Annotated in this window: 13 protein-coding genes and 1 pseudogene; 9 read left to right on the forward strand and 5 right to left on the reverse strand. The window is 60.2% G+C overall.

The genetic code is table 11. From position 1 onward, the window contains the following. Positions 1 to 101: 101 nt before the first annotated feature. Positions 102 to 620 carry an invasion associated locus B family protein gene (locus V1292_RS29035; RefSeq protein ID WP_334377199.1) on the forward strand — a complete coding sequence of 173 codons (519 nt, stop codon included), beginning with the start codon at positions 102 to 104 and terminating at the stop codon, positions 618 to 620. A 189-nt stretch (positions 621 to 809) separates the two neighbouring features. On the opposite strand, the gene V1292_RS29040 is transcribed toward V1292_RS29035, so the two are convergent. After that, entirely contained in the window at positions 810 to 3,098 is a 2,289-nt protein-coding gene (locus V1292_RS29040) for an arylsulfatase (protein ID WP_334375996.1), read from the reverse strand. A 121-nt stretch (positions 3,099 to 3,219) separates the two neighbouring features. Between V1292_RS29040 and V1292_RS29045 the strand changes: the two genes are divergently transcribed. After that, positions 3,220 to 3,945: a TetR/AcrR family transcriptional regulator gene (locus V1292_RS29045; protein WP_334375997.1), complete on the forward strand. Its 726-nt coding sequence runs from the start codon at positions 3,220 to 3,222 to the stop codon at positions 3,943 to 3,945. A 469-nt stretch (positions 3,946 to 4,414) separates the two neighbouring features. On the opposite strand, the gene V1292_RS29050 is transcribed toward V1292_RS29045, so the two are convergent. Together V1292_RS29050 and V1292_RS29055 are read right to left on the reverse strand one after the other, a co-directional pair. Further along, entirely contained in the window at positions 4,415 to 7,504 is a 3,090-nt protein-coding gene (locus V1292_RS29050) for a VCBS domain-containing protein (RefSeq protein ID WP_334375998.1), read from the reverse strand. Between the two features lie 546 nt (positions 7,505 to 8,050). Next, positions 8,051 to 8,542, reverse strand: coding sequence for an NUDIX domain-containing protein (locus tag V1292_RS29055; RefSeq protein WP_442895635.1), 492 nt, complete (start codon positions 8,540 to 8,542; stop codon positions 8,051 to 8,053). A gap of 307 nt (positions 8,543 to 8,849) precedes the next feature. On the opposite strand from V1292_RS29055, the gene V1292_RS29060 reads away from it, so the two are divergent. The 3 genes from V1292_RS29060 (at position 8,850) to V1292_RS29070 (ending at position 11,166) form a co-directional block, all read left to right on the forward strand. Continuing rightward, positions 8,850 to 9,101, forward strand: coding sequence for a hypothetical protein (locus V1292_RS29060; RefSeq protein WP_334375999.1), 252 nt, complete (start codon positions 8,850 to 8,852; stop codon positions 9,099 to 9,101). A gap of 149 nt (positions 9,102 to 9,250) precedes the next feature. Continuing rightward, positions 9,251 to 10,414, forward strand: a complete 1,164-nt coding sequence (locus V1292_RS29065) for a carboxylate--amine ligase (RefSeq protein ID WP_334376000.1) — start codon at positions 9,251 to 9,253, stop codon at positions 10,412 to 10,414. Then, positions 10,381 to 11,166 (forward strand): metallophosphoesterase family protein, encoded by a 786-nt coding sequence (locus V1292_RS29070; RefSeq protein WP_334376001.1) that lies wholly within the window; start codon positions 10,381 to 10,383, stop codon positions 11,164 to 11,166. The genes V1292_RS29065 and V1292_RS29070 overlap by 34 nt, the downstream gene beginning before the upstream one ends. Positions 11,167 to 11,401: 235 nt before the next feature. Here V1292_RS29070 and V1292_RS29075 read toward each other — a convergent pair whose 3' ends face one another. Next, the gene (locus tag V1292_RS29075; RefSeq protein WP_334376002.1) at positions 11,402 to 12,082 is read right to left on the reverse strand and encodes a response regulator transcription factor; all 681 of its coding nucleotides are present in this window, start codon (positions 12,080 to 12,082) and stop codon (positions 11,402 to 11,404) included. Between the two features lie 145 nt (positions 12,083 to 12,227). On the opposite strand from V1292_RS29075, the gene V1292_RS29080 reads away from it, so the two are divergent. From V1292_RS29080 to galE, 4 genes and pseudogenes are all read left to right on the forward strand, one after another. Then, the gene (locus V1292_RS29080) at positions 12,228 to 12,491 is read left to right on the forward strand and encodes a hypothetical protein (RefSeq protein ID WP_334376003.1); all 264 of its coding nucleotides are present in this window, start codon (positions 12,228 to 12,230) and stop codon (positions 12,489 to 12,491) included. 162 nt (positions 12,492 to 12,653) lie between these two features. Continuing rightward, positions 12,654 to 12,906 (forward strand): annotated as a pseudogene (locus V1292_RS29085) (IS3 family transposase); the annotation flags it as partial. Between the two features lie 288 nt (positions 12,907 to 13,194). Then, a complete protein-coding gene (locus tag V1292_RS29090; protein ID WP_334376004.1) occupies positions 13,195 to 14,073 on the forward strand; it encodes a response regulator transcription factor in 879 nt (292 codons plus the stop codon). A 161-nt stretch (positions 14,074 to 14,234) separates the two neighbouring features. Next, entirely contained in the window at positions 14,235 to 15,284 is a 1,050-nt protein-coding gene (gene galE / locus V1292_RS29095; RefSeq protein ID WP_334376005.1) for a UDP-glucose 4-epimerase GalE, read from the forward strand. Between the two features lie 346 nt (positions 15,285 to 15,630). On the opposite strand, the gene V1292_RS29100 is transcribed toward galE, so the two are convergent. Beyond that, positions 15,631 to 16,629, reverse strand: coding sequence for a UDP-glucuronic acid decarboxylase family protein (locus V1292_RS29100; RefSeq protein WP_334376006.1), 999 nt, complete (start codon positions 16,627 to 16,629; stop codon positions 15,631 to 15,633). Positions 16,630 to 16,698: the final 69 nt, after the last annotated feature.

Genomic DNA, 16,698 nt, shown 5'->3' on the forward strand with positions numbered 1-16,698 from the left:
ACTTTGCCCGGCAACCGACACATCCGAAGGTAGTTTCCTTCGGAGCCGGTTCAGTGAAAATTTTAATCAAATTAGCGGTTGTGGCCACAGCGATATTCGGCATGTGCGGCCATGGCCACGCCCAGGCGCTCAAGACCAAGAATGCTGCGCCGGCGGCGCAGGCAACGCCAGCTCCCGCCGCCGGCCCGGCCGAGGGCGCCAATACGCCCGCGCCTCCCGGCTGGGTTGCACGGTGCAGCAGCGCCAGCCGCGGCGCGCCACTCGAATGCGCGATCGAGCAAAGCGCCGTTCTGACCAAGACCGGTCAGTTGATCGTGCTGATCAATATCCGCGTGCCCGCCGAAACCCGCGTCCCGGTCGCCCTCGTGCAGTTGCCGCTCGGGCTCAACCTGCCGGCCGGAGCCAAGCTTCAGGTCGACGACGGCAAGACGTCCGACCTGCAGGTTCAGACCTGCGAGGCGCGCGGCTGCTACGCCAACGCCCAGATTTCGCCTGACATGCTGGCCGCGTTGAAATCCGGCAAACAGTTAAAGGTCTCGTTCCAGAATATGGCCAAGGAAACGATTACGATTCCGATGCCCCTGGCGGATTTCGCCGCGGCGTATGAGAAGATTAAGTAAGGTAAGTTTGGTCGGTTGCGGCAGCGTTGCCCCACACAAAGTTGTCATTCCCCGCGAAGGCGGGGAATACGCCGCGGCCTATCGATCAACTACTACTGCCCTCTGGAATACTGGATCGCCCGGCGGAGCCTGTCATCGGGCGCGCATTCGCGCGACCCGGTGACGGGCGACGACGGCTGAGGGCGCTCGCTACTGCCGCGCCATCTCCGCCGCAGCTACGCCGTCGCCATCCAGCTTCTGGTCGGCATGCATGTCGACCGTCACCTTCAGCAACTGCCCGGTGAATTCGAACGGCGCCTCGTAGTGCGAGACCGGGCTGGAGCGGTCGCGGCCGATGTCGAGGCCGGACCACGAGATGAAATTGTTGAAGGCAAGCTGGGTCTGGATCGAGCCTGCCGCTTCACCGTCGATCAGAAGCGTATAGGCCGTCACGCCGGTGCGGGAGCCCTTGGCCGGCGGCTCTTTGCGCACCAGACGCTCGACATGCACGCCGAGCCGGTGCGCGCCTGACGGCACCTTGCGATCGGAGGTCACGATCTCATGGCCGCCGCCGATATTGAGATCGTGCACCAGCCGGCCGTCCCTGATGTAAAGGCTGTAGCCCGAGGTCGCATCGCCATGGGCGATCAGCACGCCCTCGGCGCCTTCATCGCCGATTTCCACGTGCGCTTCGATGGTGTAGCTGCGGCTGCGGACATCGGGCGCGACGTCGGTCGGCACGTGTCCCATGCCGGCGTGAAACGTGAACTTGTTGCGTGCGCCGTGGAAACGTGCCGCGTTCTCCGCAAAGCGCGGGCCGAAGCGGTCGTCGAGCGGCAGCACGTTGTGCTTCTCGGCCTCGCTCCACCACAGCTTGATCATCGCATCAAGCCGCTCGGGATGCTCGGCTGCCAAATCGTCCGTTTCCGCAAAATCCTGCGCGAGGTGGAACAGCTCCCATTTGTCGTTCTCGAACGGCGTGCCCGAGGGATGGAAGGAGACCGCCTTCCAGCCGTCATGCCAGAGGCCGCGATGCCCGAACATTTCAAAGTATTGCGGCGATGATTTTGACGGCGCCGACGCATCGGCAATAGAGCGTACAAAACTCTCGCCTTCGAGCGGCAACTGGGGAACGCCGCCGATTTCCGAGGGCGGCTTGATGCCGATCAGGTCGAGCAAGGTCGGCGTCAGGTCGCAGGCGTGAACGAATTGATGGCGCACCTCGCCTTGCGCTGCAATCTTCTTCGGCCAGGTCAGGATAAAGGGATCGCGGATGCCGCCGCCATGGGTGTTCTGCTTGTAGCGGCGCAGCGGCGTGTTCGACGCCATCGCCCAGCCATGCGGAAAGTTGCTGTGCGAGTGCGGCCCGCCGATATCGTCGATCCGCCGCAGTTTTTCCGCCATCGGCTCGGGGCGGAAATTGTACGGCCCCATTGCGTTGACAAAGCCCCACGGCCCGCCCTCCTGGCTGGCGCCATTGTCCGACAAGACCAGGATCAGCGTGTTGTCGCGGATGCCGGCCTTATCGAGAAAGTCGATCAGCCGGGTCAGATGCTGGTCGGCGTGATCGAGCATGCCGGCGAAGGCTGCCTGCAGGCGCGTGAACACACGCTTTTCGTCCGCGCTATGCTCGTCCCATGCCTTCACGCCGTCGTTGCGCGCGGGCAATCGGGTTTCCTGCGGCACGATTCCCATCGCCTTCTGCCGCGCGATCCGCTGCTCGCGCTCGACATCCCAGCCATGGGCGAACATCGGGTCGTAGCTCTTGATGATATCGATGGGCGCCTGATGCGGCGCGTGGCAGGCGCCAAGCGCCACCCAGGTCAGCCACGGCACATCCGGACGGTCGGCGGTGTGGTCGGCGATGAAGCGGATCGACTGGTCGATCAGATCTGGCGTCAGGTGATAGCCGTCCGCATAGATGCCGGGCGGATCGATATGGGTATTGTCGGATACGAGCTCCGGCGCAAACTGATCGGTCTCTGCATCAAGGAAGCCGTAGAACCGATCGAAACCGCGCCCCAGCGGCCAGCCGTCGAACGGCCCGGTCGCGCCGCTTTCGGTCAAAGGCGTGACGTGCCATTTGCCGACCATGTAATTGCGATAGCCGTGCGGCCGCAGCATTTCCGCCAGCGTCCCCGCCTCGCGCGCGATCTTGCCGCGATAGCCGGGATAGCCGCTATCGAAATTGGCGAGACAGCCGACGCCGACCGAATGATGGTTGCGGCCGGTCAGTAGCGCCGCGCGCGTCGTCGAACACATCGCCGTGGTGTGGAAGCCTGAATAGCGCAGGCCTTCGGCGGCAAGCTTGTCGATGGTCGGCGTCCTGATCGCAGAGCCGTAGCAGCCGAAATCGGAGAAGCCGACATCGTCGAACAGCACCACCAGAATGTTCGGCGCGCCTTGCGGCGGCTTGGCCGCTTGCGGCCACCAGGGTTTTGAGCCGGCCACCGTCTTGCCGATCGTGCCGCCGAACGGTTTTGCGTTACCTGCCGCCATGCTTTTCCTCCCTCGCCTTTGGACGCGACCGCGGTTGATCCGCCGTTCGCCCGGCTCACGGCAACGCGCCAGCCGGCGCATTGCCAAAAATCATAATCCGAATTATGATTATGATTAATTCATGTGGAGACGCAAGTTCCGGATGCAGCCATCGGCCGAACTCGACCTTCCCGGCGTCACCCCGTCGCGGCAGAAGCGCAGCCGCGAGACCACGGCCGCCCTGCTCCAGGCCGGTGCCGAGATGCTGCGCACTCACAGCCTTGCGGAATTGTCGATCGAAGCGCTGTGCCGGCAGGTCGGCGCCACCGTCGGCGCGTTCTACAGCCGGTTCGAAAGCAAGGACGCCTATTTCAATGCGCTGATGGCTCTTGCTGCGCGCGACGGGGAAAGCAGACTGTCGCGGATGAAGGAGGATCAGCGATTGGCCACCGGCGATCTCGCCGACCTCAGCCGCCTGCTGGTCCGCGGAACGATCGGCTGGATACGCAAGCACGAAGGCGTGCTGCGGGCCGCACTCCAGCACGACGACACAAGGCCGGACCGGTGGTCGACCTTCAAAGGACTGGCGCGTGCCAACGTGGCGGACGCCACGCCAATCCTGCTTGGCGCCATGGGCCGGAGCAACAAGGCGGCGAAGACACGCGCCATCGCCTTCGGCTTTCAGGTCGTGCTGGGAACGCTGGTCAACGCCATCCTCAACGATCCCGGCCCGTTATCCATTCACGACCGGGAAATGGAGGAGCGGCTCGGCAGTTGCCTGCTGCTGTTGCTCCAGGCGGAGATGACGGCGCCGACAGCTCGCAGTCCGCGCGGGCGCAAAAAGCCGGTTCGTCGTTCGCCGCGGTAACGCGCGGCACGTGGCAAGCGCCGCCTGGATTACGGAGGCACACGCAGAACAGGCCCGCCGGGTTGCGAGCATGCCGCCTCCGCGGGATGCCAGGCTCGCCATGCGAAGACTGTGCTCGTGCATCCTCTTTCGACGACGCTAGAGTCAATACCCGCGTGTCAATCAAGATCCAAAGTAGAGACAACCAGAGCTCTAGATCCCCGGACCGAAGTCGTCTGCCAAGCCAAGCCGCGTAAGCTCGCGACTCTAGTCGAGGACTTGATTTCAGCTTTGTTGAAGTTGGATTTCCTCACGATGAGTTGGAGTGGACAGATTTGAATCTGCGCCCCCTGCGTCCCGAACGTAAGGAGCAGCCGAAAAGTTCAAATAGAACAATGAAGTTCAGTCGGGACTCACGGCATTCGTCGCCGTTTGTTCACGAGGTTTCGGTGGTCAATCGGTGGTCGGCTGCATTGGGGAAACAGCACCGTCATACGATCAGATCGTGCGGCACATGATGCTGCGCGACCTTGGCGTGATCGTCGGCGTTTTGCTCCGCGAGCGAAAGCCCCGCCGGTTCTGCATCCTGGATCGCTGCCAGCTCATCATGTCCGGCGACGTGCCGGCCATGCGCGGTCGAAGCCTGACCGTTGCCCACATCTGCCACAGTGTCATGGTTGGAGGCGGCTATCTCGCTCTTGAACTGGAATGAATCTCCGAGTACTGGGGCGGCTGTCATCTCTGCGTGCCCAGCATCGGCGGGGGCAGGTTGGTCCTTGCTGGCAGCGTTCGGGTTCGATCCTGAATGTGAGTTGTTGGACGGGTCTGCAGACGCTGCATGCAAGTCACGCTGCGATTGGCCGTGACTTGCACCACTCCCCGGCGTTGCATCATGCGCGGCATGCTGCTCAGTAGCTGCGGAGGCGTCTTTAGAGGCGGCGTGCAAATCACGCTGCGATTGCCCCGGTGTCACATCATGCGCGGCATGCTGCTCGGTGGCTGCGGGACCGTTTTCGGAAGTGGTATGCGAGTCGCGCTGCGATTGGCCGGGATTGGCAGCGCTTCCCGGCGTTGCATCATGCGCGGCGTGCTGCTCGGCGGCTGCGGGACCGTTTTCAGAAGTGGTATGCGAGTCGCGCTGCGATTGGCCGGGATTGGCAGCGCTTCCCGGCGTTGCATCATGCGCGGCATGCTGCTCGGCGGCTGCGGGACCGCTTTCGGAAGTGGCATGCAAGTCGCGCTGCGATTGGCCGGGATTGGCAGCGCTTCCCGGCGCTACGCTATGCTCGGCGTGCTGCGACGCGGCGGATGCGGTTGCCACGGCAAAGCCGCTATGATCGATCGTGCCTCCCGCGAGCGTGGCGGCGGCATCGTTGGTCGTCATTGCGACGGTGCTTGCGTGGATCGGCCCCTGATCGAATGTGAAGTGATCCTCCACTGGCCCGGTCGTGTAACTGCGCGGAAGCTCGATCGAAGACGCGCTGGCGAGGGTGACGGCGTCATCCCCGCCGTCTTCGGTCGCATGTCTCGGAGCTTGGCCGAGACTGGCAAACCGGGCAGAACTGGTTGGATCGACCCGCTCCCGCGCGAAATGGAAGATGAAACTCTCGTCGGCTGTGGTCCAGGTGCTATCTGTGACGCGCGCAGTCTCGCTGACAGTCGCTTCGACGGAAGCCTCGGCGCCACTCGTCGTCAGAACGTCTCCTGCCGTCATCGCGGCCAGCGCCGGATCGATCGCCTCGCCGGTGGCCGCAACGGTCGCTGTTGCCGGCTCGTGGACGAAATCCGACTCCTGAACGAACGCAGCGCCCTGAAGGTGGATTTCCAGCAGGGCCGCATCGCCTATATCGAGGGCCTGATCGGTCTGATTCACGTACACGATGGTTTGATTGTTCGCGCTGTCATAGATCCACGCGATGGTATGCGGCGGCACCGTCTTAGCTGTCGGAGAGAGCGCCATGAACGCCAGCGCGCCAAAGGCCGCCAGATTGATCCTGTCCGACCCGGATTTGAAATCGGTAGTGGTATCGAACTGGGCCGAGCTGGAATCCGCCACGGCGAGATAGGCGAAGCTGTCGTCGCCGTTGTTGCCGTTGACGGTTCCGGATCCTCCGTAGGTCGTGTCATTGCCGGATCTTGCATGCAGAGGGTCATCATTGCCGGTGTCGTTGACGGTATCCTCGCTGGCGCCCGCATAGACGATTTGAAATTGATCGCCGCCTCCCGCGATGGTGTCGCCTCGGGGAGTCCCGAAGACTGGCGGATCGGATATTTCGCGGTCCCCCAAGGCGAGGTTGTCGAAATCGTTGGGGCCCGCATCGGTGCTGCCACGGATGGTAACCGTCACCGCTTGCTTGCTGCCGCCTGCGGTAGTCACCGTGAAGGTATCGGTCAGGGTATCGCCGACATCGAGCGCCTGCACGGCGCTGTTGGCGTTGTCGAGCGTGTAGGTCCACACTCCGGCCACCGTCATCATGAAGGTGCCGTAGCTGCCAGTGCTCAGCCTCGGCGAGCTGACTGCCGTGAACGTATTGGCGGGGTTGTTGACGTCGGAATCGATGAGTTTGCCGGTCGCGGTCGGCGTGCCCGGTGTGGCATTGGGAACGCCGATAGTGACCTTATGGGTTTGGCTGCCCGAGAGCGTGCCGTCCGAAACCGTAATTGTAGAGGTTTCGATTGTGGGCGCTGTCAACGCATTGACTGTGTCATTGCTGGGAACGTAGGTGTAAACGCCGGTCGCGCCGTTGAGGTAGAGCGTATCATAGAAACCGGTCCTCGACACATCGTACGCTACGCCGTTCAACACCGTTTCACCGGTGGTGCTCCCGCTGATGCCGTAGGCCTCCTCGCGGGTGCTGCTGGCAACGAGGGTTCCGTTCGACGCGTCCGCGGCCTGGACGTCGTCCATCGTTGCGAAGGTCAGTGCCGCAAGCGCACCGAACCCGCCGTATCGTCGTGATATGGCGAGCGCCGCGAGTACCGTCCGATTGTTGATCTCAAGCTTCTGATATATGTGGTGGAGGTGCACCTTGATGGTGCCTTGGGAAATATTCAGCCGGCGCGCAATCGCTTTGTTCGACAAGCCTTCGGACACCAGACGCATGATTTCGCGCTCGCGGTCCGTCAGCACGGCCAGCACATCTTCGACATTGGCGTCGTTTACTTCCTTGCCGCTTGGCGCCAAGTCTGGGGACGGTTCTGGCAGAAAACTGATGCCCTCCACCACTAATCTCAGGGAATGCAGCAAAGTTTCGGGGCTCGCGTGCTTCGAAATCGCACTGCAAGCACCGGCAGCGATTGCCGCGGCGAGATCCTGTTCGACTGATGCGGTGAAGAAAACCAGCCGGGTGGAAAGATTCTCGGCGTTGGCAATGGCGAGAATTTCAGATGCCGTCAGGTCAGGCAATGAGTCCTCGAGAAGCGCGACATCGGGTGCCAAACTCCGAATCGCTTCAACACAGCTCGCGCCATCGCGACAGGACGCAATAATCTCGAGGTCACGATGAGCCGCGAATACTGACGTCAAGCCCTGCAGAACGATCGGGTGTCGGTCTGCGATCACCAACCGGGTACGACGCATGAGCGGTCCTCGACCTGCCCTCTGTGTAAAGCCCGCCAATCCCGCCGTACGTGGAGGGCAACGGCGGCGGCATTTACCTCATTCCGACGAATCCCAAACAATCAGGGTACGTGGTCCTTCCTGCTACCACCAACGGCATATTGATTAGCATCCTTTACAGATGCTGGTCCACTTTCGAATCTTCCGCGCGGATTTATGCGTCTTCCGGCAGCGATGGCACGGGCGTGACCGTTCCGGCGATCAGCAGCCAAGAGCTCGTGCTGCCAGCCCTATTGTCGCTTGTGCCAACAGTGATTGAACCACGGGGTGATGCCGCGCCGGTAGTCGAACCCGACGAATTGGCGGCATCTAGGGAATTCGTCCCTGGAGCATCCGGCACCTTGGCACCATTTCCAGCTCCGCTCGGATCGCTAGCCGAAGTGTTCAGTCCACCGAAGTTTGCCGGCCCGGATGGCACGCGACCGTGGCTGCCGTCCCAGCCCTGCCAGCCGTCGGTGCGCTGGCCGCCGCCGGCCGACGCTCCACCAGGCCGTCAGCCGAGTCCTGCTAGTTATCTTCAGCCCTAGCGAGTGCTTCTAGTAGGCGATTCAGGAACACTGCCTGACCTTTCAGGATCTTAAGCCGCGCCTCGGCAACGCTAAACCAGGACGCGCGATCGATCTCAGGGAATGATTGCCGTCGCCCAGATCGCGGAGGCCATTCCATCTCGAATGTGTTGCTCTGAAGATTGGCTGGATCCCAATCGTCTTGAATTGCCCACATGTGCACGACCTTTCCGCCTGGTTGCTTGGCACTGCCAAGCGGAATGGCTTCGCCGCCCGGACAGTGCCCGGTCTCTTCTGCGAACTCCCGATGTGCGGCCGAACGCGGGGTCTCGTCTGGTCCGATCAGGCCTTTCGGAATGGTCCAGGCACCTCGATCCTTACGATTCCAAAACGGGCCTCCCGGGTGCCCCAGTAAAACTTGAAGGTCCTTGTTCCTTTGACGGAACAGCAAGAGGCCTGCGCTTCGCATTTTGGATGAGGCGCTGACAGGCATCGACGGCCTAGCAAATCGTCGCATGCAATAGTTCCGCTCCCGACAACGACCGAATTTCCCGATTATAGAAAGGCCTGCTTTGTGGATCGACCAATCAGGTTGGCCACCGAAGAAGGATGCGAGTCCGGCCGAATAGGGACGCAAGGCCGCATTCCGCGGTAGGCCCCGGCGCCCCTCGTACCCGCCGTTGACAGTTTGCTGGCGCGTCCGACTCGCGGGAACGCCTGAAGCGATCCTTCGGCTAATCCAGAATGGCTACCTAACCATCGCGCTTCCAATGAGGCGGAGCTTCGCCGAAGCTCCAACCATGCGGGCCGAGGAAGTGATCCGGACGTTCGAGGCGGTAAGGAGGACAATTCCCTACGAGATCGGCAAACGGCGCACGGGCGACGTTGCCGTGTGCTACGCCGATCCGACCCTTGCCAAGGAATCCATGGGCTGGAAGGCGACACGGTCGTTGACGCAGACGTGCGCCGATCATTGGCACTGGCAATCGAAGGATCCCGACGGCCACAAAACCGATACGTCGCCTCAAGGAAGCGAGAAAATCGCGGGATGAAGCAGAGCTGCCGATCGTGAAGTTACGATGAATCCAACCGAGTACGCCTTAATCAAGCCACATAGAGGGCAATGGCCACCATACTCGACATCAACTGCCGGAACATCACGGCGGACCGGCCGCCGGTTTTGCTTGCGGCTGGACCCGTCTTGCTCCGCCCGCTCGGGATGGCGGGCATTCCGGCGATCGTTGCCTCAAGTGAGGACGCCCCGGCATTCGCCTCCCGCTATTGCGGCGGGCGCTGCATCCTTCCGCCCCGGAACGAGCCAGACGCGCTGATCGAGGCGCTTCTCGATACCGGGGACCGGCTTCTCCGCGCGCTCGGCCGCCGGGTTCCCTTGATGTATGGCGAGGACTATTTCCTCGAACTCATCTACATGCATCGCGCCCGTTTCGAGGAGAAGTTTCTGCTGCTCCTGAGCGATCCGGAAGTAGCGCTCGGGCTGCTGACGAAAGACCGCTTCGAGGCGCTGGCGCGCGGCAGAGACCTTCCGGTGCCGCGCAGCCTGCCCTGGGATTTACTTTCCGAGATCGAGGACCCGGTGCTCGCCAAGCCCCGCTCGAAATTCAGCTGGTATCATTCGCCGCTTCAGATCCAGCTTTTCAGCGACCACGGCAAGGCGCTCATTTTCGAGAACGGCCGCGCTGCAGCCGCCGATCCGCGCGTCGGGCGCTTTCGCGATCATCTCACATTTCAGGAGTACGTTCGGGGAGACGATCGCCAGCTCTGGTCATTCCACGGTGTCGCCGACGAGCATGGAAAGGTCCTTGCCTCGTTCGTCGGCCGGAAGTTGCGCACGTTTCCGCTACTAACCGGCGAGAGCTCGTTCATCGAGTTGATCCACGACGACGCTCTCGCGACGTTCGGGCGGCGGATGGCCGAGCAGGTGCCTCTGAAGGGCGCGTTCAAAATGGACTTCAAGACGGATGTGGAATCCGGCGAGCACTTTCTTCTTGAGGTGAACGCGCGCTTCAATCTCTGGCATTACCTCGGCGCGGCGAATGGCCTCAACCTCATGGAGGTCGCGTACGACTACCTTGTCGCGGGCAAGCGGCCACCGCCGCTGTCCTATCGCACGGACACGCGCTGGCTTTGCATGCCGCTCGATTGGCGCGCCTATCGTCAGCTCGCCGCACGTCGGCAGCTGAGCCTGATTGGTTGGCTGTCCTCGATCCTCTTTACGCGCACCGTCTACAACGTCTTCGCCTGGAGCGATCCGACGCCCCTGGCGATGGACTTCGTTCGCAAGGTTCGTAAATTGCTCGGGCTGATGAAGGTATGGTCGCGACGATGGCTCTCTACGGCGTGTTAGGCGATATCCACGGCAACCGCGAAGCTCTTGTCGCGACGCTCGCGGCGCTGGAAGATCACCATCCCGAACAACTCCTGTGCATCGGCGACACCATCGGCTACAACGCCGATTCTGACGATTGCGTCGCTATTTTGCGGGAGTGCGGCGTCGTCTCCATTGCGGGAAACCACGATCTTATCGGCATCAGCCGCCTCGGCTTCGAGCGCTGCTCGAACAAGGCGATGCATGCGCTCAAACGCACGCGCCGACTGCTCCAGCCCGAAACCATGGAATATCTGCGCTCGCTGCCGAGAACCGTCCAGATCGAAGACAGCGTGGTGCTCGTTCACGGCGGCGTGCGCGATGTGCAACAGTACATGACCACGCCGCTTCATATCGAAGAGAACGTCCGTTACCTTCGCGCGGACTTTCCCGGCCGCCGCGTCTGCTTCTATGGTCACGTGCATCAGCAAAAGATCTTCGAGGTCGCAGACGATGGAAGCGTTCGCGACCTTCTCGCGGACGGTGTCGTGAAACTGCGGTTGGATCGGGAATACTTCGTCAATCCGGGATCACTGGACGCTTCGCGCAAGCCAGCGCCAAAATTCGCAGAATTTGCTCTTTTTGATAGCGGTCCAATGACCGTAGAATTCTTCCGCGTGCCTTATGACGATATGCTCACTGAAGCGAAGGCGGCTGGCGCCGGCTATCGCATCGGTCCGTGGCGGGACCGCTTCTACGCCCTGCAGCGTAAGGTTCCCGGTTTTCGATGAGCACCCCGGTGGAGGAGTTGACGAAAAATCTTTTCGTGTCCGCAAACCGCACGTCAGTATCCCGACGGTCCTCGTGAGCGAGGCCTATTGAGCCGCTCGCGGGAGCCGCGCCTTGCGCGAAGTCATGTAGCAGCGGACGCAACGCACCAGGCGGCGGTCGATCCGAGCCAACGATGCGGACGATGGTCTGCGTCAGGGCATTTGCGCTTAAGCTACGCTTCCGGGTTATTCGTTTCTAACCTCGACGACTCCGAGGCGGTTCACTTTCCAGGTAGACACTCGCTCCGTCATCCTGCGAGATCGCAATGGCTGCGAGCACCGTCCGGTTGCTGATCTCAAGCTTCTGAAAGATGTGATGGAGATGCACCTTGATGGTGCCGTTGCTGATGTTCAGGCGTCGGCCAATTTCCTTGTTCGAGAGCCCTTCGGACACCAACCGCATGATCTGGCGCTCGCGGTCTGTCAGCACAGCGACGGCGTTCTCCGTGAGCGCGCTTTGCTCCCGAAATCCGGCCTGATCGGCTGCAGGCTGCGGAAACGGCCGCCGATCTCCCGCAACCTGGCGCAAGAGCTGCACGAGAATTCCGGGCTCCACCTCCTTTGAGATGAAGCTGTAACCGTCGGTAGCGGCTGACATGACCAACTCACTTTCCACTTCAGATGAAGTGAAAAAGACGAACCGCGTGGACGGATTCTCGGCATTTACGATGGAGAGAATCTCTGGCCTGCTCACGCCAGGCATCGAGCCGTCGAGAATAGCTATGTCCGGCGCTAGATTCCGAATTGCCTCGACGCAGCCCGGACCATCCGTGAAAGATGCAACAATCTTGAAATCGGAGTGGGCTCCAAGCACGTTGCTCAAGCCCTTCAAGACTACGGGATGCCGATCCGCAATCACCACGCTGATACTACGCATTGGGCAGTCCTCAGCCTGTCCCCGATGTTAACCCCGCCCCCCAGCATTTATTCATCCCCCTGCTCGATGCCAGAATATATAATCGACCATGACGGTAGGCTAAACCTCCTCTGAATGAATGGACACTTGTAGTAGGCTCGGGAAGGTGTCGAATGGAAGAACGTCCGTCACGTCAGTTGTTCCGGAGGATTACAAGCGTCGAGTTGGCGATGTCGAGCCGTCGTTCGATCACGTCGGTGGCCAAGGAACTCGGTCTGCGCGACTCGGTACCGCGGCGCTGGTGGACAAGTTCCGGCAGGAGCCGACATCGGCGGCGTGGCGCCCCACCAAGCAGACGACGCCGATGTCGGCAGACCAGGCTGGGGAGATCGCCCGGCTGCGCCAGGAGAACGAGCGGCTGCGCATCTAGCGCGACATCTTAAAAAAGTCGATCGCGATCTTTGCCGGAACGCGGACATGAGCTTCCGCTTCATTGAGGACTACCGCGACACCGTATCTGGTACGGCTCATGTGTGCCGTGCTCGAGGTCTCGCCGGCCGGCTATTATGCTGGCGCGAGCGTCCGGGTTCGCACCACCGATAGCCGTCACACTCTGCCGATCGCGCCGAACCTGATCGCGCGTGACTTCACCGCCGCCGCTCCTAGCCAGGTCTGGCTGGCCGACATCACTTACATTCCAACCGCGGAGGCTGGTTGTGTCTGGCTGCCAGCAACGGCCGGGTGCCGGATTGATCCATCATTCCGATCGCGGCGTGCAGTACGCTTCACATGAATATCGGTCGGTCCTCGCCGCAGCCGACATCATCGCATCGATGAGCCGCAAGGCCCGACGGCCGTTTGCTCTTATGACCGATACCCTGCACGTAACGGACGGCTTATAACCAAAGGTATATTTGGATAGCGGGAATTCGAATCTAACATTCGAGTCATCGAAATTCATCAACCCGACGCTGCAAAAGTAAAACAATTCCACCCGACTGAAGCTGCCAAATTCTAGAAAGACGAAGGCGAAGAAGGCTCCACCGATCGGGAAAGCCCCGATTCAAGGCCAGAATTACCGTGTTCTTGCATTTGTCGAAATTGTCAAATTGCGTAATGGCTGGGAGGGTGAAATGCGGAGGCGGCGATCTTTTGCAACGTGCATCGTCGGGAAAAGCGTACTGATCAGAGAGGGTATTGCTAGAATTCTAGGCGCGGCAAATTTTCGCACCCTAGCGTCGGTGTCATGCGCCGATGATTTGTCGCCGAACAAACTCCAATCGCACCCATCGCTGGTTCTCATTGTCCATGCGGGCGATGATTTCGAATCCGCCGTTGAACAAATTGAGCTCTCGCGGGAGCGGCATCCGAAAGCACGCATTGCGGTCGTAGCCGACCACTATCGGCTAGAAGAGATGGTTGCGGCCTTCCAGGCGGGCGCCAGCGGCTATTTCATCGATGTCATGACGTGCGATGTATTCGTCAAATCCATTGAACTGGTGATGATGGGTGAAACAATCTTTCCGCCGGCATTCATGTCATCCATTCTCCAGCCTGAAAGCGACCACTTCGCCAGGCCGGAGCCGCGCAACGACAATGCTCGGGCGATCGCCTTCACCGCGGAGCGCAGCATTACGCAACAACTGTCCCCTCGGGAACAATCAATCATGCAATGCCTGATCGCGGGCGATTCCAACAAGTCCATTGCGCGCAAGATCGATATCGCGGAGGCGACCGTAAAGGTTCATGTCAAGGCGATCCTTCGCAAGATCCGGGTCCAGAACCGGACCCAAGCAGCAATTTGGGGGATGAATAACGGTTCACTGGTGCGGCCGAAAATTAATGGCTCCGGTACAAGCGAGCAATTTCCGGATTCGCTCCCGATTGTTTCCAATAGCAAGCAGATCGAGGGAGTAGTACGGCCCCAGTTGATCCATCAACCCACCGATCGCGTGAAGGCTCCCAACATTGGCCGCCTGATACGCAGCGGAACAGCACGGCTCGGAAAATAGGCCGGGCAACTATCAGGACTCTCGCGGCCCTTGGTTCTTGAGCGGAATTATACCGAAGCTGTCGATTGGGCCTGAGCCGGTTGTGCGCATGTTGTGTAGGACAAGATCGAGGCCAGCGAGGCCCGGCATGACTGCGCAATTGCCTAACGGAAAGCTCCGACATGATCCTATTGACCGGAGGCGCTGGCTACATCGGGTCCCATGTCTCTGTCGCGTTACTTGACGCTGGGCTCGATGTCGTCGCGGTCGATAACCTCTCCAACAGCAACGAAGCGTCTCTCGAACGTGTGCAAGCCATTTGCGGACGATCGCTCGTCTTTCGACATGCCGACATCTGTAATGAAGAGGCGATCTACGAGATATTGCGTGCTTACGAAGTGACCGCCGTCATTCACCTCGCGGGGTTCAAGGCGGTAGGCGACTCCAGCGTTCGGCCCATGAGTTATTACGAGAATAACGTCTTGGGAACGATGCGGCTGGTGTCTGCCATGACGAGAGCAAGCGTGAAGACGCTCGTTTTTAGTTCGTCCGCAACCGTTTATGGGTCTCCCATGTACCTGCCGCTGGACGAGAAGCATCCCGTCGGACCGACCAATCCGTACGGCCGCACAAAGCTTTTCATCGAAGAAATACTACGGGATCTTTATAGGTCCGATGAAAGTTGGCAGATTGGTATTCTGCGCTACTTCAATCCGGTTGGCGCGCATGAAAGCGGGCTCATCGGTGAAGACCCTTTGGGCGTTCCGAGCAACCTGTTGCCGTTTGTGGCGCAAGTGGCGATCGGAAAGCGTGAGAAGCTACACATTTGGGGAAACGACTATGATACTTCGGATGGCACGGGAATCCGCGACTTTATTCATGTCGTAGATCTTGCATCCGGGCATCTAAGTGCTCTGAACCACCTGAAACAACCCGGCGTACTGACCGTCAATCTCGGAACAGGAAGCGGGAGCAGCGTCTTGGAGGTGGTTCGGACATTCGAGGTTGTGAGCGGCAGGCGAATTCCCTACGTGATCGACGAACGCAGGGTTGGTGACGTTGCAATTTGTTATGCTGATCCGACGCTCGCGAGGAAGCTATTGGGCTGGACATCGAGGCGCTCATTGACACAGATGTGCGCCGACCATTGGCGTTGGCAGATGAAAAGCCCAAACGGCTATCGTCGCACCCCGCTCTTGAAGGTTCGCGAACAGTCGCAGCCCGTCCATTGAAATCGTCCACGTATTGCGCGGCCTCCTTGGTTCCTGCAGCGTCGGCCTTCGCGTAGAGGTCTTGCGCCTTGACCGCATCGCGCGGCCATTGGCGGATGCACAACAAGCGATGGCTGTCTGCAATTTCTGTTGCGATGCGCCCCACCGATGCCAACCGTATTACTCGCAGGAGGAGCCTTCCTACCTCTTCGGACTAGGCTACCGCGCGTTGTGTCTGCCCTGCACCGGGACACAATGCCTCGAGCATTGCATTCCATCGTTCCCTCCGGTCGCGCGCCCTGGGCGACCATCTTGGCGTCCTGAGGAGCCGCCAGCGACGGAACGCATCAACTGTTTCCGTTCAAGCCTAGACGGCAACCAGATGTGGCTCCTCCTGTTTGCGGGCTCGGCGCGCGTAGTCGCGGCGAAAAAATGCAACGGTCGGCCTCAGTCCGTCTTGCAGTCTTACGGTCGGTTGCCAGCCCAATTCGGCTTTGGCGAGGGAAGTATCGGGTCGGCGTTGTCTGGGGTCGTCGCGGGGCAACGGTAAATTGACAAGTTTTGACGACGAGCCGGTTTCGGCGAGCACCAGTTCCGCAAGCTCGCGAATCGTGAATTCTCCTTCATTTCCCAAATTGACTGGTCCGATGAATGAATCTCGACTGTCCATGAGGCGCACCAGACCGTCTATCAAGTCATCAACGTAACAGAACGAACGCGTCTGGCTGCCGTTGCCATAGAGTGTAATCGGCTCGCCGCTGAGTGCCTGAATAATGAAATTGGACACTACTCGACCGTCATTCCAATGCATCCGCGGACCGTATGTGTTGAAGATACGAGCGACCTTGATTTCGACACCGCATTGTCGATGATAATCGAAGAATAAGGTTTCGGCGCAACGCTTTCCCTCATCATAGCAGGATCGAGGTCCAACAGGGTTCACGTGACCCCAATAATCCTCGGTTTGAGGATGAACCGAAGGATCGCCATAAACCTCGCTTGTCGAAGCCTGTAGAATTCGGCACTTCAGACGCTTGGCGAGGCCCAGCATGTTAATCGCGCCGAGGACCGACGTTTTTGTGGTCTGCACCGGGTCGTGCTGGTACTGAATCGGCGACGCCGGGCAGGCCAAATTGTAGATTTCGTCGACTTCGACGTACAAGGGAAAGGTGATGTCGTGGCGTATGAATTCAAAGCGCGGAGTTGCATGCAGATGTCCAATGTTGTGCTTGGTTCCCGTGAAGAGATTGTCCGCGCAGACAACGTCATGGCCGTCGGAAAGCAGTCGATCGATTAAATGGGAGCCTAGAAAGCCGGCTCCACCGGTGACCAGAACGCGTTTGCAACTATCATAATTGCGTCGCATATTACTCTCCGTTCGAAATCAATGGGCTGACGCTGCATTGTGGCAGCGGCGTCGACAGTCACCTCCCAG

This window comes from Bradyrhizobium sp. AZCC 1719 (assembly GCF_036924525.1).
Taxonomy (GTDB): domain Bacteria; phylum Pseudomonadota; class Alphaproteobacteria; order Rhizobiales; family Xanthobacteraceae; genus Bradyrhizobium.